General features: G+C 73.2%; 14 protein-coding genes and 1 riboswitch. Of the genes, 4 read left to right on the forward strand and 10 right to left on the reverse strand.

All coding sequences use genetic code 11. The features are described 5' to 3' along the window. The first annotated feature begins 120 nt into the window (after positions 1-120). The gene (locus ACIA6B_RS18410; RefSeq protein WP_396774721.1) at positions 121-885 is read left to right on the forward strand and encodes a response regulator transcription factor; all 765 of its coding nucleotides are present in this window, start codon (positions 121-123) and stop codon (positions 883-885) included. Here the strand turns inward: ACIA6B_RS18410 and ACIA6B_RS18415 are convergent. From ACIA6B_RS18415 to ACIA6B_RS18430, 4 genes are all read right to left on the reverse strand, one after another. After that, positions 882-1,409 carry a hypothetical protein gene (locus tag ACIA6B_RS18415; RefSeq protein ID WP_396774722.1) on the reverse strand — a complete coding sequence of 176 codons (528 nt, stop codon included), beginning with the start codon at positions 1,407-1,409 and terminating at the stop codon, positions 882-884. The genes ACIA6B_RS18410 and ACIA6B_RS18415 overlap by 4 nt on opposite strands. Continuing rightward, positions 1,403-3,637 (reverse strand): hypothetical protein, encoded by a 2,235-nt coding sequence (locus ACIA6B_RS18420; RefSeq protein WP_396774724.1) that lies wholly within the window; start codon positions 3,635-3,637, stop codon positions 1,403-1,405. The genes ACIA6B_RS18415 and ACIA6B_RS18420 overlap by 7 nt, the downstream gene beginning before the upstream one ends. 151 nt (positions 3,638-3,788) lie before the next feature. Continuing rightward, complete coding sequence (locus ACIA6B_RS18425; protein ID WP_396774726.1) at positions 3,789-4,802, reverse strand: ribonucleotide-diphosphate reductase subunit beta; 1,014 nt, start codon at positions 4,800-4,802, stop codon at positions 3,789-3,791. A gap of 5 nt (positions 4,803-4,807) precedes the next feature. Continuing rightward, complete coding sequence (locus tag ACIA6B_RS18430) at positions 4,808-7,189, reverse strand: ribonucleoside-diphosphate reductase subunit alpha (RefSeq protein WP_396774727.1); 2,382 nt, start codon at positions 7,187-7,189, stop codon at positions 4,808-4,810. A 121-nt stretch (positions 7,190-7,310) separates the two neighbouring features. Further along, positions 7,311-7,520: riboswitch (cobalamin riboswitch) on the reverse strand. Between the two features lie 132 nt (positions 7,521-7,652). Between ACIA6B_RS18430 and ACIA6B_RS18435 the strand changes: the two genes are divergently transcribed. Next, a complete protein-coding gene (locus ACIA6B_RS18435) occupies positions 7,653-8,483 on the forward strand; it encodes a PrsW family glutamic-type intramembrane protease (protein WP_396774729.1) in 831 nt (276 codons plus the stop codon). Here the strand turns inward: ACIA6B_RS18435 and ACIA6B_RS18440 are convergent. Genes ACIA6B_RS18440 through ACIA6B_RS18450 form a run of 3 tightly spaced genes read right to left on the reverse strand, consistent with a single transcriptional unit; the run spans position 8,473 to position 10,765 of the window. Further along, on the reverse strand, positions 8,473-9,201 hold the full coding sequence (locus ACIA6B_RS18440; protein ID WP_396774731.1) for a cytochrome P450: 729 nt from the start codon (positions 9,199-9,201) through the stop codon (positions 8,473-8,475). The two genes, ACIA6B_RS18435 and ACIA6B_RS18440, sit on opposite strands and share 11 nt — an antisense overlap. Beyond that, positions 9,153-9,695: a hypothetical protein gene (locus ACIA6B_RS18445; protein WP_396774733.1), complete on the reverse strand. Its 543-nt coding sequence runs from the start codon at positions 9,693-9,695 to the stop codon at positions 9,153-9,155. The genes ACIA6B_RS18440 and ACIA6B_RS18445 overlap by 49 nt, the downstream gene beginning before the upstream one ends. A gap of 56 nt (positions 9,696-9,751) precedes the next feature. After that, positions 9,752-10,765 (reverse strand): hypothetical protein, encoded by a 1,014-nt coding sequence (locus tag ACIA6B_RS18450; protein WP_396774735.1) that lies wholly within the window; start codon positions 10,763-10,765, stop codon positions 9,752-9,754. Positions 10,766-10,833: 68 nt separating this feature from the next. On the opposite strand from ACIA6B_RS18450, the gene ACIA6B_RS18455 reads away from it, so the two are divergent. Then, positions 10,834-11,415 (forward strand): TetR/AcrR family transcriptional regulator, encoded by a 582-nt coding sequence (locus tag ACIA6B_RS18455; protein ID WP_281942027.1) that lies wholly within the window; start codon positions 10,834-10,836, stop codon positions 11,413-11,415. 63 nt (positions 11,416-11,478) lie between these two features. Here ACIA6B_RS18455 and ACIA6B_RS18460 read toward each other — a convergent pair whose 3' ends face one another. The 3 genes from ACIA6B_RS18460 to ACIA6B_RS18470 all read right to left on the reverse strand — a co-directional run bounded on the left by ACIA6B_RS18460 (position 11,479) and on the right by ACIA6B_RS18470 (position 17,928). Then, the gene (locus ACIA6B_RS18460) at positions 11,479-11,871 is read right to left on the reverse strand and encodes an SCO5389 family protein (protein WP_396774737.1); all 393 of its coding nucleotides are present in this window, start codon (positions 11,869-11,871) and stop codon (positions 11,479-11,481) included. Positions 11,872-12,018: 147 nt separating this feature from the next. After that, entirely contained in the window at positions 12,019-17,478 is a 5,460-nt protein-coding gene (locus ACIA6B_RS18465) for a carboxyl transferase domain-containing protein (protein WP_396774739.1), read from the reverse strand. 219 nt (positions 17,479-17,697) lie between these two features. Then, positions 17,698-17,928, reverse strand: coding sequence for a DUF2188 domain-containing protein (locus ACIA6B_RS18470; RefSeq protein ID WP_089154306.1), 231 nt, complete (start codon positions 17,926-17,928; stop codon positions 17,698-17,700). Positions 17,929-18,520: 592 nt separating this feature from the next. Between ACIA6B_RS18470 and ACIA6B_RS18475 the strand changes: the two genes are divergently transcribed. Further along, positions 18,521-19,573 carry a S1 family peptidase gene (locus tag ACIA6B_RS18475; RefSeq protein ID WP_396774741.1) on the forward strand — a complete coding sequence of 351 codons (1,053 nt, stop codon included), beginning with the start codon at positions 18,521-18,523 and terminating at the stop codon, positions 19,571-19,573. Positions 19,574-19,656 lie beyond the last annotated feature (83 nt).

Genomic DNA, 19,656 nt, shown 5'->3' on the forward strand with positions numbered 1-19,656 from the left:
TTGACCGGGGCCCCGCTGATGCAGAATGCGTCAAGCGGGGCCCCTCCTTTGCTGTTGGGAAGGTGACGGGTGTCGGGTTGGCGACGTGGGAATCCCAGGCTGGCTCCTAGGGTGCCGCTCGTGACGCTTCCCACCGCCGCGGCGGACCAGGCGTGGATACGCGAGATGGCGACCGGGATCGGGGCGCTGCGCGGCGCCGAGCTCGTCGACACCGTGCTGGCCGCCGTCGCCCGCCGGCTCGACAGCGAGCTGTCCACCTACGCCGAACTCGACCTGGCCACGCTGCGCCTACCCGACCTCGCCGCCGACCGGCCGGTGGACCGGGCGCTGGTTCACCGGATGCACCACCAGGTGACCGACCATCCGCTGTTCGCGCCGACAGTCCGCCGCTCGCACCGGTACCCGGGGGCGCCGGCGCAGGTGACCGACGTGCTGTCGGAGCGGCAGTGGCGGCAGCACGCGCTCTACCGCGAGGTGCTCGCCCCGCGTGGCATCGGCGCGCACACCGTCACCCTGGTGGTCGCGCCCACCCCGGTGCTGCGCTGGTACCAGTTCAACCGCGACCGCGCCTTCGACGCGCGCGAGATGGACCTGCTCACCCGCCTGCAACCGGCGCTGATCCCGGTGCACCGGCGGGCCTGCCTGCCGGCCGGCGTCGCCCTTCCCGGCGGTGCGACGCTCACCGGGCGGGAGGTGGAGGTGCTGCGCGGCATCGCCGACGGGCTGACCGTGCCGGCCACCGCGCGCCGGTTGGGCCTGGCCGCCGGCACGGTCCGCAAGCACCTGGAACACGTGCACCGCAAGCTGGGCACCTCCGGGCCGGTGGCCACCGTCATGAAGGCGGTCGAACTCGGCATCCTGGAGGTGCCCGGCCGGCGGTCCTAGATGGTGGCGCAGGGCAGCGGCGCGCCCTGGCAGGCCCGGATCAGCGACCCGATCTCGACCTGGCCGACCCGCCGGTCGGCCAGGATCACGTCCACCACGGCCGCGGTGTCGGCGACCGGCAGGTCCACCACCACGTCCGCCTCCTTGACCCGGGGTGTGTCGTGCGCGTTGCGCTTGCTGTCGTACACCCGGACCGCGAGCGGGTCGTCGAGCGCCAGCGTGTCCAGCACCGCCCCGGCGGCGTCGCGCACCACGAGCTGGAACGGCCCGCCGGAGTCGCGCAGCGACGAGGGGAAGCCCCGGTCGATCTCCAGCAGGGTCGGCGCGGCGGCCCGCGCCGACACGCGCAGCCCGAGCCGCAGGTGGGCGCCGGTGGTCGGGTTCGCCGGGTCGACGGTCGGCGCCGGCACCACCGGCGCCGCGCCGGCCGCCGTCGGCGCGGCCTGCGAGGCGACCGCCACGGCGCCCAGGAACGGCAGCGCCAGCGCGGCCACCACCAGGGTACGGAGACGTCGGTTCAGCATTGCCCTCTCCCGCATCGTGCGAAGGTCGCCTCGGCGGCCCGGATGTCGTCGGCCCGCTCGACCGAGTTGTCGATCATGACGTCTCCCATCGGGCCGTCGCTGCGCCACCAGCCGGTCGGGGACACGCCGTCGGTGATCTCGTTGCAGGTTCCCGCGTCCGACCCGTTCCGCCGGCAGTCCGTCAACGAGTGGTAGGTGTTCTTCCCCTCGCCGTACCAGTAGCCGCCGTCGCAGCAGTACTCGTCGCCCTCGTGGTAGGCGCTGTGGTGCAGCTCGTGCCAGCCCACGATCGGCGAGTCGGCGCTGAACACCGAGCCGGAGGCGTTGTCCCGGCAGTTGACGGTGTGCAGCACGCCGTTGGTCTCGGCGAAGCTGACCGGGCTGAACGCGCCGCGCCGGCACAACGCGTCGCCGTCCGGGCTGACCGTCACCTCGACCGGCACGTTCTGCACCCAGATCCCCACCTGGGACCAGTGCGTGCCGATCGAGCTGGGGAACACCCGCGACCGGATGCCCAGCAGTTGCCACGCGTTGTCGTCCACCGCGTTGCCGAACTGCCGCGCGCCGTCCAGCGTGGTGGTGTCGTAGCCGCTGCCCGGCGCGTACGCCACGTCGATGGTCTGGTTCAGCGGTCGGGTGTTCACCCGTCCGGTCCCGTCCACCACCGCCGGCACGCTGGCCCGCCACAGCGGGACCAGGGTCACCTCCGGCGTCTGCGACGGCGCAGGCGGGTTCAGGTCGGTGATCCGCCAGTCCGCCGTCGCGGTGCGCATCTCCGGCACCCCGTCCGCCTCGCTGGCGGTCACCCGGTAGGCGACCGCCGCGCCGGCCAGGATGTCCGCCGGGATCACCGCCTGGCACTCGTCGGTCTGCTCGCAGGTCTTCACCACGCGGGGCGCGAGCGTCACCGGGCGTCCGATCCAGCCGGCCGGGCTCATCTCCACGGTGATCCGGGCCGCCGGCCGGGCGGTGTGGTCGGTGGCGACCACCTTGGCGCGGATCGACGTGCCGGGCACCGCCTGCGGGTTGACCGCCGGGACGCCCGGCTCGGCCAGCGCGTACACCTCCAGGCCGGGCGGCGGGTCGCTGACCGGCACGGTACGCGAGGCGGCCGGGAACGCCCGCCCGTCGTCGGCGGTGCCCTCCAGCGTGAACACGTAGCTGCCGGGCGTGGCCCAGGAGCCGTCGGCGTGCCGGCCGGTCCAGGAGAACGAGATCGGGCCGGCGGCGCGGCGCTGGTCGGCGCTGCGGAACACCTCGACGCCGCCGCGCGTCACCCGCATCCGGAACGTGCCGGCGGCCGTCGCCACCGCGCTCACCACGATCGGGCCGCTGCGGTACTGCCAGTTCGTGGCCGGCTGGCTGGTCATGCCGGTGAACGCCAGCCCGACCCGCTGGATGACCCGGGCCTGGGTGGTCCGGGCCGAGCCGGCGTCGACCGGGTCGACCACCGTGATCGTGTACCCGCCCACGGCCGCGTACGACCCGTCGGACCAGCGGCCGTCCCAGTCGACGTTGAACGCGCCGCCGTAGAACGGCGCCTCGGCCAGCACGATCGACGCCCCGGTCGCCTGCGAGGTGACGGTGAACCGCAGCGCCGACGGCACCGACAGCGATCCGCTGATCATCAGCCGCTCGCCGAGCCGAGGGTCGAACTCGCGCGGCGTGCCGGTCGGCGGCGGCGACGAGATGGCGATGCTCGTCGGTCGGGCCGCGACCGTCACCGTGAAGATCGCCCGGGACGGCCCGCCGCTGGTGGTCCACCGGGACACCCCGGCCCGGCCGCCGAGCAGGTTCGTGGTGGCCCAGTCCTTCGCCGTGCCCGGGTTGAGGTCGGCCTGCTCACGGCTGCCGCCCTCGGCGGAGTCGTCCTCCCACAGCTCGAAGGTGACCCGGAAGTTGCCGGTGACCGACCGCCCGGAGCAGACCGTGCGGTCGCCGACGATGTCCGTGCCGGCGGCCGCCGGCAGGGCCATCTCACAGCGTTGCTGCTGGCCGTCGTCCTGCGTGATGATCGCGACGCCGAACAGCTCCGGCGGGTCGCAGACGACCAGCCAGACCCGGTCCAGGCACTCGGTGGTGTGCATCTCGTTCGCCGTGACGGTGACCGTGGAGCCGTAACTCGCTGCGGCCGGCGCGGCCGGCAGCGCGGCGGCGAACGCCACCCCGACCACCGTGGCCAGTGCCGCCGCCAGCAACGGCCGCAGCCGTCGACGTATCCGTTTCATGGTGCGGTTCCCCCCTCGTCCGCCGACGCCCGGGTGGGGATCGGCGCAGACAACTGTGCGGATCGGGGGCGCCGCGGGCGATACGCGCATGCGCGTATCCGGGCACGGTCCCGTCCCGGCCGCAGCGGGCGGCCGGGACGGGGACGCGGGGTCAGAAGTCGTCGTCGAACGTGACGCTGCCGGTCACCCCGACCTGGTACGCCGACACCCGCCGCTCGAAGAAGTTCGACAGCTCCTGCACGTCCTGCAACTCCATGAACGCGAACGGGTTGCCGCTGCCGTACATCGGCGCGAGGCCCAGCGCCGCCAGCCGCCGGTCCGCCACGTGTTGCAGGTACTGCCGCATGTCGGCCGGCGACATCCCGGAGACGCCCTGGTCGAGCAGGTCCTCGGCGAACTGCGCCTCGCACTCCACCGCCTCGGCGAGCATGTCCCGGACCTGCCGTTCCAGCTCGGCGTCGAACAGCTCCGGCTCCTCGGCGCGGACGGTCTCCACCACGTCGAACGCGAACGCCATGTGCATCGACTCGTCCCGGAACACCCAGTTGGTGCCGGAGGCCAACCCGTTGAGCAGCCCTCGGGACCGCAGGAAGTAGACGTAGGCGAACGCGCCGTAGAAGAACAGCCCCTCGATGCACGCGGCGAAGCAGACGAGGTTGAGCAGGAACGCCCGCCGGTCGGAGCGGGTGCGCAGCTCCCGCAGCTCGTGGATCGAGTCGATCCAGCGGAAGCAGAACTCCGCCTTGCGGGCGATCGACGGGATGTTCTCCACCGCCGCGAACGCGGCGAACCGCTCCCGTTCGTCCGGCACGTACGTGTCCAGCAGGTTCAGGTAGAACTGGACGTGCACCGCCTCCTCGAACAACTGGCGGGACAGGTAGAGCCGCCCCTCCGGTGAGTTGACGTGCTGGTAGAGGTTGAGCACCAGGTTGTTGGCGACGATGGTGTCGCCGGTGGCGAAGAACGCGACCAGCCGGGACACCAGGTGCCGCTCGGCCGGCGAGAGCCGCTCCAGGTCGGCCAGGTCGGCGTGCAGGTCCACCTCCTCGACGGTCCAGGTGTTGCGGATGGCGTCGCGGAACCGGTCGAAGAAGTGCGGGTAGCGCATCGGCCGCAGGGTCAGGTCCATGCCCGGGTCGAGCAGCATCGGGCGGGTCTCGGGCATCGTGGTCACTGGCAGGCCTCGCAGCTCTCGGGGTTCTCCAGGGAGCAGGCGAGCGCCTCGTCGTCGCGGGCGGGCACCGGGGCGAGCACCGGGGCCACGGTGGCCTGCTGGATCCGGGTCGCCGGACGCGACCGCAGGTAGTAGGTGGTCTTCAGGCCGGCCCGCCAGGCGTACCGGTACATCGAGGAGAGCTTGCCGATGGTCGGCGCGCTCAGGAACAGGTTCAGCGACTGCGACTGGTCGACGTAGGGCGCCCGCGCGGCGGCCAGGTCGATCAGCGCCCGCTGCGGCAGCTCCCACGCGGTCCGGAACAGCGCCCGCACCTCGGCGGGCAGCTCGGTGAGGCCCTGCACCGAGCCCTCGGCCCGCTTGATCCGGTCGCGGACCTGCGGCGTCCACAGCCCACGGGCCTTCAGCTCCCGCACCAGGTACGTGTTGACCTGGAGGAACTCACCGGACATGGTCTCCCGCTTGAACAGGTTCGACACCTGCGGCTCGACGCACTCGTAGCAGCCGGCGATCGAGGCGATGGTGGCCGTCGGCGCGATGGCCACCAGCAGCGAGTTGCGCAGCCCGGACGCGGCGATCCGCGCCCGCAGCGCCGCCCACCTGTCGACCTGGGTCGGCGTCGCGCCCCACAGGTCCGGGTGCAGGTCGCCCTTCGCGGCCCGGGTCTGCCGGTACGCGGGATGCGGTCCGAACCGCTCGGCCAGCCCGGCGGAGGTCTCCAACGCGGTCAGCAGGATCTCCTCCTGCGCCCGGGTGGACAGCTCCCGCGCCGCTGGTGAGTCGAACGGCAGGCGCAGCGTGAACAACGCGTCCTGGAGGCCCATCAGTCCCAGCCCGACCGGCCGCCAGCGCGGGTTCGACGCCGCCGCCTGCGCGGCCGGGTAGTAGTTGATGTCGATCACCCGGTCCAGGAACACCACCGCGGTGCGCACCGTGGCCCGCAGCTTCTCCCAGTCCACCCCGTCGGCGGTGACGTGTGCGCCGAGGTGCACCGAACCGAGGTTGCACACCGCGGTCTCGGCGTCGTCGTTGACCTCCAGGATCTCGGTGCACAGGTTGGACAGGTGGATCACGTTGCCCGGCTCGCCGGTCTGGTTGGACAGCCGGTTCGCGGCGTCCTTGAACGTCATCCACCCGTTGCCGGTCTGCGCGAGCGTGCGCATCATCCGCCCGTACAGGTCGCGGGCCCGGACCGTGCGGACCGCCTTCTTCTCGGCCGCCCGGTACGCGGCGTCGAACGCCTCGCCGTACAGGTCGGGCAGTTCCGGCGCGTCGGACGGGTCGATCAGCGACCAGTCCTCGTCCGCCTCGACCCGGCGCATGAACTCGTCCGGTATCCAGTTGGCGAGGTTGAGGTTGTGGGTCCGCCGGGACTCCTCGCCGGTGTTGTCCCGCAGCTCCAGGAACTCCTCCACGTCCGGGTGCCACGGCTCCAGGTAGACGCAGGCCGCGCCCTTGCGCCGGCCGCCCTGGTTCACCGCCGCCACCCCGGCGTCGAGCGTCTTGAGGAACGGCACGATGCCGTTCGACCGCCCGTTCGTGCCCCGGATCAGCGCGCCCCGGCCACGCACCCTCGACCAGGAGATGCCGATGCCGCCGGAGAACTTCGACAGCTTCGCCACCTGGTGGTAGCGCTCGTAGATGGAGTCCAGCTCGTCGCGGGGCGAGTCCACCAGGAAGCACGACGACATCTGGGTGTGCCGGGTGCCCGAGTTGAACAGCGTGGGGGAGCTGGGCAGGTAGGCCAGGCTGGACATCAGCCGGTACAGACCGACCGCCTCGGCCGGGGTGTGCGACAGCCCGCAGGCCACCCGCAGCAGCCAGTACTGCGGCGTCTCCACCACCAGCCGCGACTCCGGGTGCCGCAGCAGGTAACGGTCCGCCACGGTACGCAGTCCGAAGTACTCGAACCGCAGGTCACCGGCCGGGTCCACGGCGTCGTCCAGCTCACCGGCGTGGCGGGCCACGAACGCGGCGGTGTCGTCACCGATCAGCCCCAGCCCGTGGGCGTACCCGATCGACTCGCTGAAGCGCGTCACCTGCTGTCCGCGGACCTCCTCGTCCACGTACGCGGCCAGCAACCGGGCGGCCAACCGGGAATATTGCGGCTCCTCGCCGATCAGCTCCGCCGCGGTCTGGATCGACAACCGGTCCAGCTCCGCGGTGCTCGCCCCGTCGTAGAGCCCGCTGATGGTCCGGGTGGCGACCCGCAGCGGATCGACCTCGTCCAGGTCGGCGACCCAGCGCTCGACCGCCCGGACGATCCGGTTGACGTCGACCGGCTCGGTGTCGCCGTCCCGCTTGCGGACCCGCATCGCCAGTCGGCGCTGCTCCGGCCCGGTAACACCGGACCGCTGACTCTCCCGTACGACCGTCATGACCTCTCCCTCGCTGTCACCGATGGTCTCGGCCGGCGGGAGAACGCCAACGGGCACGGCACGCAGGACCGGCCCGGCTGCTGGCGTCGGTCGTCCCGCGCGACCGTCGACCGCCGCACGCGGCAGCGCACGGCGCGCTGGCAGGTCTTCGGACTCGCGGGCGTGACACGAGGTCGCCTACTGGCCGTCGCTTCCCAGGCCGGTGGCCCAGTGCTGATGACGGCGGTCGTTCCCACTCACCGCTGCGGGGCAGTCCCGGACTTCCACCGGGTTCCCTCTTGCCTCGGCCGCGCCGGTGAGGCGCGGCCGAACCAGCTGCGGGGACACCATATATGGCGGTGATGCCCGGCGGGCAACACCAGATGTCGGGTCAGGCGTGTCGGTTGCGTCTCACCGTCCACGATGCCGGACGAACGCCGCCCGCGGTTGGCGCTCCCCGGGGCCGGGGACGATAGTGGGCGGCATGGCGAATCTCGGACGCCGCTGGGCGTGGCTCCTGGTCCTGCTGGTCGGCGTCGGACTGTTCCTGTTGGTGCTGGAGACCCTGATCGGCACCCGGAACATCAACTTCGTACCCGCGCTGATCGTGCTCGGCGCCGCGATCGCGCCGGCCACGTTCCTCACGTTCGCCGAGGGCCGGTCCGGCCGCTGGCGGGTCCCGGGCGCGATCGTCGGCCTCGCCGCGTTCCTCGGCGGGGTGATCGGTGTCGTCGCGGCCGGCTGGTTGGAGTACGACACGCTGCACCGGCTCGGCGTGCTGCCGATGGTCCTCGTCGGCCTGATCGAGGAGTCCGCGAAGCTCGTCGTGCCGGTCGGCGTCCTGCTGCTGTGGCGGCGGCACCGGTCGCCGGGGGAGGGGCTGGTGATCGGCGTGGCCTCCGGCGCCGGTTTCGCCGCGCTGGAGACGATGGGCTACGCGTTCACCACGCTCGTCGGGTCGCAGGGCAACCTCGGCGCGGTCGAGCAGACACTGCTGATCCGCGGTCTCACCGCGCCGGCCGCGCACCTGTCCTGGACCGGGCTCACGGCCGGCGCGTTGTTCGCCCTCGCCGCCGCGCCCGGCGGACGCCGGCTCGCCGCGTTCCTGCTGACCTTCGCCGCGGCGGTCACGTTGCACACCTGCTGGGACACGTTCGGCACGCCGGCCGCGTACCTGTTCATCGGCGGCGTGTCGCTGGGCTGGCTGCTGCTGCGCCTGCACCTCGACCGCGAGCGGCCGGGCGCGGTGACCACGGTGTGGCCGGGTGCGCCCGAGCCGGTCGGCGGCGTCGCGGGCGGGCCGGCTACCAGGTGACCGGCAGCTCGACCGGGCCGAGGATGGCGTGGCCCGGCTTCCAGGGCACCTCGTCCGGCGGCACCGCGAGGCGCAGGCCGGGCAGCTCCCGCAGCAGCAGGGCGAGCGCGGTGCGGACCTCCAGCGCGCCCAGGTGGGCCCCGATGCAGTAGTGCGCGCCGTGCCCGAAGGACAGGTGCGGGGTGGGCGGGCGGTCGAAGTCCATCCGCTCCGGGTCCGGGAACACCGCCGGGTCGCGGTTGGCGGCGTCGTGTGAGGGGACCACGATGTCGCCCGCCGCCAGCCGGGCACCGCTGGGCAGCGTCACGTCCGCCATCACCCGCCGCGGCATCTCGTCGCCGTTCGCGGTGGAGTGCAGCCGCTCCAGCTCGGCGACCGCGCCGTCCAGCCGTTCGGGGTGCGCGACAAGGTACGCCCAGCCGGTGCCGGCCGGCCCGTACGGCTCGGTCTGGAGCACGTGGACGAACGTGGCGATCGAGCTGGCCGTGGTCTCCCAGCCACCCACCACGAGTGAGATCGGCAGCTTGATCTGGACGTCCACCGGCTGGTCGGCGGCGGCGGTCGCGATCCGGCCGAGCAGGTCGTCGCCGGGTCGGCCGCGTCGCTGTTCGAGCTGCTCCCACAGGTAGCCGCCCATCTCCTCGGCGGACCGGGCCGCCTCCACGCGGCTCAGGTCGCCGGCGCCGAGGAACATGTCGCCCCACCGGCGGAACCGCATCCGGTCGTCGGCGGCAGGCCGAGCAGGTCACAGATCACGTCCAGCGCGAACGGGACGGCGAAGTCGCGGACCAGGTCCGCCGGAGCGCCCCGGCCCACCATCGCGGTGAGCCGCTCCTGCGCCGCGGCCCGGACCGTGTCGCGCAGCCCGTCGACGGCCGGCCGGGTGAACGCGTCCTTCACGGTGCCGCGCACCCGGGCGTGCTCGGCCCCGTCCATGCCGAGCATGGTGCCGGACACGTCGACCTCGTCGGCGTACGCGGCGGCGGCCCGGGAGAAGACGTCCTGTCGGCGCAGCACCTCGCGCACGTCGGCGTACCGGCAGATCAGCAGCGCCGGAACCGGTTCGCCGCCGACCCGGCGCACGATCGGCACCACCGGAGAGCCGGCGGCGAACCGGGCGTAGTCGGGGTGCTTGCGCGGGCCGGGTGGCCGGTTGACGCCGTCGGCGTCCTGGTAGAAGGGGTGGGGCCGGCGGGCGTCGATGTCCGTCATCCGTCCACACTGCCAGTTCCGCCCCGACGGCGCGGGCCCGCCGTCGGGGCGGACGCCTAGCCGGCGGGCCGGTTCGACGCGCGGGCGCGGCCGTACTCGGCGAGGGCGTGGAAGGCGGCCTTGGGCGTCCACGAGCCGTCCGGCAGCACGCGCACGATGCCCCGGGCCGCCAGGTCGTAGTCGTGCTCCGGGTCCCCGGTGGTGGGCAGGTGCCGGTTCGCGAACGTGTAGACGAACGCCGCCTCCACCCCGCCCGCCTCGTAGTCGCGCAGCAGGTCGACGAGGTAGCGGGCCTGGCCCTCCTCGTCACGCTCCAGTGTCGCGGTGAGCTTCGCCGCCCGGCCGTGCTCGTCGTAGGTCACCGGCTCGGTCGCGCCCGCGACGTCGGCGGCACCCCGATACGTGCAGCAGCCGAACTCCGTGGCGGCGTACGGCTTGCCCTGGCCCACCGCCGCCGCGAGGCTCTGCGGAAACGCCGCCGCGTTCGTGGCGTCGCGGTAGCCGGCGTCGCTGGCGATGATGTCGAACGGCGTCCAGTCGACGCCTTCGAGGGGGATCGAGGCGTATCCGACCGGGCCACCGAACCGCTCGCGCACCGCGGGAAGCGCGTCGGCGAAGAAGTCGCGCACCGCGGCCCGCGCGGCCGGGACCGCCTCCCGCATCCGCATCGGATCGGTGAACAGCGCCAGGCGCTCGGTCAGGTCGCGGCCGGGCAGGAAGCCCTCGGTGAACATGGAGATCTCGGAGCCGGTGAGGTAGACGACCGTGGCGCCCTCGCGCCGCAGCCGTTCGGCCCGTTCGGCGCCGTCGAGCAGGAACGCCATGAGCCCGGCGCGGTCCAGGCCGTTGGTGAACGGGCAGTACCACACCTCCAGCCCCGTCTCGGCCGCCAGGCGCGCGGTCAGCTCCAGCCGGTCCTGGACGCCGCCGGTGATCCGCACCGCGTCGCAGTGCAGCTCGTCCCGGATGACCCGCAGGTCGCGCCGGACGGTGTCCGGGTCGAAGGGTTCGTGGGTGGTGGACCCGGCGCTCACGAAGCCGGTGTCGTAGTTCATGCCGAAGACGCGCATCTCGCGTTCCTCCCCGTTCATAAGGTACGCCGCGTACCCTACAGGGTACGTCGAGTACCCTGCAAGGCATGGGCACGAGGCGCCGGGGCGAGGAACTGGAGCGGGCGATCCTGCACGCCGCCGCGGCGGAGCTGCGCGAATCCGGATATTCGGGGATGACGATGGACCGGGTCGCCGCCCGCGCCGGCACCAACAAGAACGCCATCTACCGCCGGTGGCCGCACCGGGCGGCGTTGGGCATCGCGGCGTACCGCCACCTGTCCGACGCCGCCATGCCGAACCCGGACACCGGAACGTTGCGCGGCGACGCGCTGGAGATGCTCCGGCGGGCCAACGAGACGTGGTCCTCGCCGCACGGGACGATCCTGCGCGGCCTGCTCGCCGCCGCGGCCGACGACCCGGAGCTGCTCACCCTGATGCGGGAGCGGTCCGGCGCGGACACCATGGACCGCGCGTGGCTCGGGATGCTGGAACGGGCCGCGGCCCGGGGCGAGGCGCCGGCGGCGGCGGCCCGGCCCCGGGTGGCGACCGCGCCGATGATGCTGCTCCGCGCCGAGTACGCGATGCGCGGCATCCCCTCGGTGCCCGACGAGGTGCTTGTCGAGATCGTGGACGAGGTGTTCCTGCCCCTGGTGCGCGGCCACGGCTGACCCGGCGCGACCGCGCCGGGGCGTGGGCCGGCGGCGGGCCGGCGCACCGGCCCGCCGCGTGGCTCAGCAGTTGCGCAGCGTCGGGGACTGGTTCAGCAGTTGGCCCCGGCTGGAGGTGAACCGGCGGTACGCCTCGGAGCCGGCGGCGGACGGCCGGAACGCGGCCAGCCGGTGACAGTTCTGGAACGCCAGCCGCACCCCGAAGTGGCGTTCCAGGCCGGCGCGGATCGCGTCGCTGGCCAGCGCGCGCAGCAGTTGCCCGCGCTCGCTCTCGCCCGGCGGCGGGACGACGTTGTCGGTGAAGTCGGCGTCGGACGCCGCCAGGTCGGCGACCACCCGGCTGACGGTCTCCCAGGCGTACGGCAGGGAGTCGCGGACGCAGGCGACGAACGCCTCCTCGTCGACGGGGCCGGACTCGGCGGCGCGGAGCAGGGCGGGCGGCACGGTGAGCGACATGTCTCCTCCACTTCAGGAAACGACAACCGTTTCCATTAAGCTGACGTGGTGAGCACATCACGGCGGGTCACCACCGGTCAAGCACCGCCACACGCGAAGCGGCGGACGGGCCCCGTGGCCCGTCCGCCGCCGTCGACGCGTCCCGGGTCAGCCCAGGCGCGCCTCGATCGCCTCGATGATCCGGGGCCGCAGCTCGGCGGCGCGGATCACCGCGTCCACGGAACCGACCTCGACGGCACGCTGGATGCTGTGCACCCGGTCGAACTCGGTGGCCACCTCGCCCAGCTTCTCGGCCCGCACCGACGACCGCAGCTCGTCCAGCTCCCCGGTGAGCGTCGCGCGCTCGGTGCCGGTGGCGGCCCCGACCCGGCTCTCCAGCTCGCGTACCCGGGGATCGGCGGCGGTGCGCGCGGCGACCTCGCCGGCGAAGACCACGGCGGCGGCCGGCGCGCCACCGAGCACCGAGGCGAACGAGCCCTCGATCGCCAGCACCGTCATGGCCGGGTTGAGCGCCTTGGAGAACACCACGAACGCGCCGCCGTGATAGCGCGAGATCACGCAGAACACGATCGGGCCGCGGAAGTTCACGATCGCCCGGCCGATCTCCGCGCCGTACTCCAGTTGCAGCTTGCGCATCGACTCCGGCGAGCCGTCGAAGCCGGACAGGTTGGCCAGCACGACGAGGGGCCGGTTGCCGCTGGCCGCGTTGATCGCCCGCGCGGCCTTCTTCGACGACCGGGGGAACAGCGTGCCGGCGGTGTAGGTGTCCGGGCCGTCGGTGGGCGGGAAACCGTGCCGGGGCACCGACCGGGACTCGATGCCGAGCAGGCACACCGGGATGCCGCCGAGGTGCACGTCCTGCACCACCGCGGTCTCCGCGTCGGCCATGCCCGCCCACCGCTCCAGCACCGGGTGGTCCTGGTCGGCGAGGGCCCGCATCACGGTACGGATGTCGAACGGCTTCTTCCGGTCCGGGTTCGCGGTGGCGGAGAAGATCTCCCCGACCGTGGTGAAGTCGCTGCCGGCCACCGTGTGCGGGAACGTCGACACGTCCCGGTCCACCGGGTCGGTGGTGGTGGCCCGACGCGGCGCGTCCTCACCCGGCGCCACGTACGTGTGGTCGTAGTGCGCCATCAGCACCTCGTGCGCGGCCGGCAGGTTCGGCGCCCAGTACTGCGCCTGCCCGTTCGGACCCATCACCCGGTCGTAGCCGCCGATGCCGAAGTTGTCCTCCGCGGACACGCCGCCGGAGAAGTCCAGCGACTGCTTGCCGGTCAGCACCATCGCCGAGTCCGGCGTCATCACCAGCACACCCTTGGTGTGCATGAGCATCGTCGCCTCGGCGTTCCAGTACGGCTGGGCGCCGACGGTGATGCCCGCCACCACGATGTTGATCTCGCCGCCGTCCTGGGTGAACTCGACGATCCGCTTGAGCGCGGCGGCCACCCAGTCCATGTTCTCGGTGCCCGAGGTCATCGAGATCCGGGCGCCGGCGGAGAGCGCGTACCACTCCAGCGGCACGCCCATCCGCTGCGCCAGGTCCAGCGCGGCGATCACCCGCCGGCACTCCGGCTCGGAGAGCGCGCCGAGCGACTTCGTCGGGTCGCCCAGCAGCACCACCCGCGTCACCCCGTCCGGGTGCCGGGGCGTCGCCGTCCGGACCACGCCGGCCACGATCGCGGCGGTGTTGCGCCCCTTCGGCCGGTCCACCGGCACCAGCGTGTGCCCGGCGTCCAGGTCGTGCTCGGTGAACTCGCCGAGCAGCCCGGTCAGCTCGTACGGGTAGACCGTGTTGCGGCTGGCCGCCCGCAGCACCTTGAGCCGGTAGTCGTCGAGCGGCTCGACCGGCTCGGTCGGCGGCTCCCCGACGGAGAGCCGGGCCTGCCCGGTGACGTCGAACGCGATCCGCACGCCGACCTTGGTCAGCTCCCCGGTGCGGCGGTCCCGCTGCCGCCCGATGAACAGGATCTCCTCCAGATCCGCGCCGACCGTGGTCGGGCGCACCCGGGCCGCGATCCGCTCCATCTCCTCGCGGGTCAGCTCGCTCGGCGGCCAGACGTAGATGACGATCCGGTTGGTCGGGAACCGGACCTTCGACGGTCGCCGGGACTGCGCCCGACGGATCGAGTCGATGCAGGCGGTGACCGCGTCCTCGGTGGTCGGCAGCGCCACCAGCCGGCCGTCCTGCTCACGCAGCTCGGTCAGGTCCCGGACCTGGGCGAACGCGACGAGCCGCTGGTCCGTCGGGTTCTCCTGGGCGACCGCCTGGAAGAGGTAGACCTCCTCGTCCAGCGACGGCAGCCGGGTCAGGTCGAACCGGTGCAGCCGCTCCAACTGCATCCGCTGCGCGATGTACGGGTGCAGGCCCCGGATCAGCCGCTCCTCGACCATCGCGGCGCCGTCCGGACGGAACGTGAAGTGGTGGTGCATCACCGCGCCGCCGCGCCCGGCCACCGTGGTGGTGAGTCGGCGTACCCGGTCCGGCAGCGGATGCGCGTTGATCACGTCGAGCAGCGCGGCGGCGGTGGCGTCGAACTCCTCGGGCTGGTTCTCCCAGGCCAGGTAGACGTCCGCGTCGACGGCCGTGCGGTCCGCGGCGACCTCGGCCAGCCCGCGCAGCGCGTCGCCGAGCGCGTCGAACCGCACCGCGGCCGACACCACGCTCGACTCCGCGCGGTCGGCCACCACGAACACGCAACCCCCGGCGGTACGGGTGCGGACGCCGGTGAGCGCCCTGTTGCCGTAGTAGCGGCGGGTCAGCACCTCCAACATGGTCGCGTTGTCCAGGTTGTCCCGGACCAGCCGCTGCCCGAGCAGCCGGACCAGCGGCTCGGTGCTGCGGACCATCTCGGCGACCCGCTCGTCACGGTCCGGCGCGTCCGGCTGGCGGTCGAGGTGACGCAGGTGCGACCGGACCCGCGCGTACACCCGGGCCCGGTTGCGGCGCAGCAGCGGCTGGGCGAACCAGGCGAACACCACGCCCCGGGCCAGGTCCGCGACGACCGGGAAGCGGACCTGGGTGGCCGCGATCAGCCGCTCCAACGCGAGGCCGGCGGGCTCGCGCAGCGCCTCGTCCGGCGGCAGCTCCCGCAGCCAGGCGCGGAGCAGCGCGGCGATCACGGCGGCGTCGACGGTGGCCCGCTGCTGGGCCAGGAAGATCCGGAACACCGCGGCCTCGAGCGCGGGGGAGCGGTCCAGCTCGCTCACGCCGTAGTGGCCGAGCGCCTTGGCCAGCCGGGCCCGGAACGCCTCCGGGGAACCGGCCCGCTCCACGTCGAGGCTCTGGAGGTAGATGTGGAAGTGCTCGCGGGCGCTGTGCAGGTGCCCGCCGGGGCCGTCGTCCCCGCCCGGCCGGTTGCGGCTCAGCTCGGCCAGGTCGGCGAAGACGTCGACGAGTTCCAGCTCCTCGGCCAGCGGCCGGTGCCCGGCCTCGGTGGCCGCCCGCCGCGCGTCGAGGTAGTCGTCGAGGACCCGGCGCTCGTCGTGCGGGTCCACGTCGAAGCCGAGCAGCAGCCCGCGCAGGTCCTCCTGGCCACGCTCGACCCGGGTGCGCGCCGGGACGTCCGCGGGCGCGTCCGGCAGGTCCAGCTCCACGGCCGCCTCGTCCGGGGCGGCGGCCTCGTCGCCCTCCTCGGCGACCGGCTCCAGGCGCAGCAGCGGCGCGCCGGCCTCCACCTGGGTGCCGACCGCGACGGCGCACTCCTTCAGGCGGGCCCGGAACGGCGCCCGCAGCACCGTCTCCATCTTCATCGCCTCCAGCACCAGCACCGGCGCGCCGGCCTCGACCTCCGCGCCGACCTCCAGCGGCGTGGCGACGACGAGCGCCGGCATCGGGGAGCGCAGCACGCCGCCCTCGTCCCGGCTGATCCGGTGCGTGACGCCGTCCACCTCGACCAGGTGGACCGGCCCGTGGGTGCCGGTGAGCAGGCGGTAGCGGACGCCGTTGACGGCGATCTGCCCGGTGTGTCGGTCGAAGCGGTCCAGCTCGACGTCGGCGGTACGCGCGTCGCCGCCGGCCTCGATGCCGACCCGGAACCGGTGCGCGCCGACCCGGGCCACCCGCATCCGGTAGCTCGCGCCGCGCAGCTTCAGGTCCAGCGGCCGGCCGCTGCGGTGCTGCACCTGGGGCCGGCCGCCGGCCGCGGTGGAGAGCAGCCGCTGCCGCTCGGCGCTCTCGTCCTCCTCGTACGCCTCGATCGCGGCGGCGGCCAGCGCCACCGCGGAGTGCCGGTGCCCGACCAGCCGGCCCTCGCCGCGGACCCGGTCGATCCAGCCGGTGTCCGCGCTGGCGTCGATCACCTCGGGCTGGTCGAGCAGGTCGAGCACGAAGCTCTTGTTGGTCGCCCCGCCCTCGATGACCACTGTGGTGTCCGCCATGGCGCGGCGCAGCCGGCCGAGCGCCTCGTCCCGGTCCCGGCCGTACGCGATGATCTTGGCGATCATGGAGTCGAAGTCGGCGGGGATGGTGTCGCCCTCGCTGACCCCGGTGTCCACCCGGATGCCGGGGCCGGCCGGGAGGTCCAGGCGGGTGATCCGCCCGGGGGAGGGGGCGAAGTCCCGGTCCGGGTCCTCCGCGTTGAGCCGCGCCTCGATGGCGTGCCCGCGCTCGGCCGGCGGCGCACCGGTGAGCCGGCCCCCGCCGGCCACGTGCAGCTGCGCCTTGACCAGGTCGAATCCGGTGGTCGACTCGGTGATCGGGTGCTCGACCTGGAGCCGGGTGTTCACCTCCAGGAAGGCGAACAGCCGGTCGCCGGGGTGGTAGAGGAACTCCACCGTGGCCGCGCCGCGGTAGCCGACCGCGACCGCCAGCCGCTCCGCCGACGTCTTCAGCTCGGCGACCTGCGCCGGGTCGAGCAGCGGCGAGGCCGACTCCTCGATCACCTTCTGGTTGCGCCGCTGCACCGAGCAGTCCCGGACGCCGAGCGCCCACGCGGTGCCCTGCCCGTCCGCGATCACCTGCACCTCGACGTGGCGGGCGCCGGTGACCAGGCGCTCCAGGAACACCACGCCGCTGCCGAACGCCCGGGCCGCCTCCTGACTGGTGCGCTCGTACGCGTCGGCCAGCTCCGCGTCGCTGCGGACCACCCGGATGCCGCGCCCGCCGCCGCCGGCGGTCGCCTTCAGCATCAGCGGGTAGCCGATCTGCGCCGCCGCGGCCACCGCCGCCTCCAGGCTCTCCACCGCGCCGCGGCTCCACGGCGCGACCGGCACGCCGACCTCCTCGGCGATCAGCTTGGCGCCGATCTTGTCGCCGAGCTTGCGCATCGCGTCCGCGCTCGGGCCGACGAACGTGACACCGACCTTCTCGCACAGCTCGGCGAAGGCCGGGTCCTCGGCCACGAAGCCCCAACCCACCCACGCGGCGTCCGCGCGGGTCTCCACCAGCGCGCGTTCCAGCGCCTTGAGGTCGAGGTACGGGCGGGCGGACGCGGGCCCGAGGTCGTAGGCGACGTCCGCCTCGCGGACGAAGGTGGCGGTGCGGTCGACGTCGGTGTACAGCGCGACGGTCTCGATCCGGCTGCCGGTCTCCGCGGCCAGTTCCCGGACCGCGTGGATGAGCCGCATGGCGGCCTCACCACGGTTGACGATGGCGACACGGGTGAACACGTGACCGTCCCCTTCGGTAGACCCACGGTGTTGCGCCGGGTGGCGGCGGTGCCCCCGGCTTGCCTCACCCTGCCGTCTGCCAGCGGGCCGCGCCATGTCGTAATCGCCGAACCCTGAGCCGCGACCGTTGTAGGAACCACACAAAAGTTTTTATGCCAATACGCTGGACAGCGCCGTCCCCGAGCGGGTCCGGCGCTGTCCAGCGGTGACGTGGGCGGTTCAGCCCGGGATCTCGCGCGGGTCGCGGCTGCGCGGGTAGGTGTTCTTCTCTCCGATCGTGCCGTCCTGCTTCTTGATCACGTGTTCGGTGCCGCGCTCGGCCGCCATCTCCCGACCGGCGGCCTCCGCCTCGGCCTTCGTGTCGTGCCGGCTGCTGGCGCGCTCGTTGCCCTCCGGACGGTTCTTCCACTGCCCGTCCTGCTGGTAGGTGTCGATGTCACCCTTCGCCATGTCGTCAGCTCCCTCGAATCCGTGGTCGATGACAAATGTCTGCCCCCACCCCCGCCCCCCTAATCCTCCCGCCCCCACCCAACCCCCTCCGCCCCCCACCCCTCCCACTTCCACCCCCGCCGCGCGCCCCCACCCCCCACCCCCACCACCCCCGCCGCGCGCCCCCACCCCACCCCCGTCGCGCGCAGATTCACGGAAAGAGTGGCCATTCCGGCGGCAACAGCCACTCTTTCCGTGAAACAGGCCTCGGGTGGGGGGTGGTGGGCGCCCGGGGCGGCGCGATTCTGTGGGTTTCGATCTCGTCCCGGTATCTGGTCGGCGAGCCGGGTCGGGAGTCCGGCGGGGTGGTACGAAAACGTGTTACTGACCAGTAAGGACGCGCGTGAATGCCGCCAACCGCCCGAGTCGCAACCGTTCGGTCCTACCCGACCCAAGTGCTGAGATCGGGGCCAGTCGGCGCAAGCGGAACTCTTGCCATCAATGACAAACGTGTGACAACTTCGACGAAGCCCGATCGGCCGAGCCTCACCGGCCGAACGGCTGCCCGGGGCTGCCGAAAGGCCGCCCGTGCTCAGCTCCAGGAGGTATCCATATGCGACTCTCCGGGTCATCGCGGCGTACCGCCACTGCCCTCACCGTGGCCGGCGCGCTGATCGTCGGCTCACTGGCCGGCGCTCCCGCAAACGCCGCACCCGAGACGTCCGCCACCCCCGAGAAAGCCACCGCGCTCGCCGCCGCACTCGGCGACCGCTCCGCCGGGACGTACGCCGACGCCGCCGGCGCCATGGTCGTCACGGTGACCGACGACGCCGCCGCCCAGAAGGTCCGCGCGGCCGGCGCCACCCCCAAGCTCGTCACCCGGGGCGCGGACGACCTCGCCCGTGCCACCTCGGCGCTCGACAAGTCCGCCCGCATCCCGGGCACCGCCTGGTGGACCGACCCGGCGACCAACCAGGTGGTCGTCTCGGTCGACAGCACCGTCACCGGCGCGAAGCTGGACCGGGTCAAGGCCGTCGCGAAGCAGCTCGACGGCACGATCCGGATCGAGCGCGAGGCCGGCACGCTCGGCACCCGCACGGCCGGCGGCGAGGCCATCTACGCCCAGGGCGGTGGACGCTGCTCGCTCGGCTTCAACGTGCGCAGCGGCAGCACCTACTACTTCCTGACCGCCGGGCACTGCACCGCGATCGCCGCCAACTGGTACGCCGACTCCGGGCAGAGCAGCCAGCTCGGCGCCGGTGGCACCGGCAGCTTCCCCGGCAACGACTACGGCATCGTGCAGCACACGAACGCGGGCGCGGCCGAGAGCAGCGTCTCGCTCTACAACGGCAGCACGCAGGCCATCACCGGCGCGGCCGACGCGTTCGTCGGGCAGTCGGTGCAGCGCTCCGGCAGCACCACCGGCCTGCACGGCGGCACGGTCGAGGCGCTCGACGCCACGGTGAACTACGCCGAGGGCAGCGTCTCCGGCCTGATCCGCACGAACGTCTGCGCCGAGCCGGGCGACAGCGGCGGCTCGCTGTTCAGCGGCAGCAGCGCCATCGGCCTGACCTCCGGCGGCAACGGTGACTGCTCCTCCGGCGGAACCACCTATTTCCAGCCGGTGACCGAGGCGCTCAGCGTCTACGGCGTCAGCATCGCCTGACCGCGTCCGCGCACGGCAAGGGGTCGTCGGGAAACCGGCGGCCCCTTGCCGTGCGTTTTTGCCGGAACGGCAAGGATCCTTGC

It is taken from the genome of Micromonospora sp. NPDC051141, assembly GCF_044455765.1.
In the GTDB taxonomy this organism is placed as follows: domain Bacteria; phylum Actinomycetota; class Actinomycetes; order Mycobacteriales; family Micromonosporaceae; genus Micromonospora.

Coding starts and splice junctions, on each gene's coding strand:
- ACIA6B_RS18415 (WP_396774722.1), bottom strand. CDS start 1,409: ATGCTGAACCGACGTCTCCGTACCCTGGTGGTGGCCGCGCTGGCGCTG.
- ACIA6B_RS18420 (WP_396774724.1), bottom strand. CDS start 3,637: ATGAAACGGATACGTCGACGGCTGCGGCCGTTGCTGGCGGCGGCACTG.
- ACIA6B_RS18425 (WP_396774726.1), bottom strand. CDS start 4,802: ATGCCCGAGACCCGCCCGATGCTGCTCGACCCGGGCATGGACCTGACC.
- ACIA6B_RS18430 (WP_396774727.1), bottom strand. CDS start 7,189: ATGACGGTCGTACGGGAGAGTCAGCGGTCCGGTGTTACCGGGCCGGAG.
- ACIA6B_RS18435 (WP_396774729.1), top strand. CDS start 7,653: ATGGCGAATCTCGGACGCCGCTGGGCGTGGCTCCTGGTCCTGCTGGTC.
- ACIA6B_RS18440 (WP_396774731.1), bottom strand. CDS start 9,201: ATGCGGTTCCGCCGGTGGGGCGACATGTTCCTCGGCGCCGGCGACCTG.
- ACIA6B_RS18445 (WP_396774733.1), bottom strand. CDS start 9,695: ATGACGGACATCGACGCCCGCCGGCCCCACCCCTTCTACCAGGACGCC.
- ACIA6B_RS18450 (WP_396774735.1), bottom strand. CDS start 10,765: ATGCGCGTCTTCGGCATGAACTACGACACCGGCTTCGTGAGCGCCGGG.
- ACIA6B_RS18455 (WP_281942027.1), top strand. CDS start 10,834: ATGGGCACGAGGCGCCGGGGCGAGGAACTGGAGCGGGCGATCCTGCAC.
- ACIA6B_RS18460 (WP_396774737.1), bottom strand. CDS start 11,871: ATGTCGCTCACCGTGCCGCCCGCCCTGCTCCGCGCCGCCGAGTCCGGC.
- ACIA6B_RS18470 (WP_089154306.1), bottom strand. CDS start 17,928: ATGGCGAAGGGTGACATCGACACCTACCAGCAGGACGGGCAGTGGAAG.
- ACIA6B_RS18475 (WP_396774741.1), top strand. CDS start 18,521: ATGCGACTCTCCGGGTCATCGCGGCGTACCGCCACTGCCCTCACCGTG.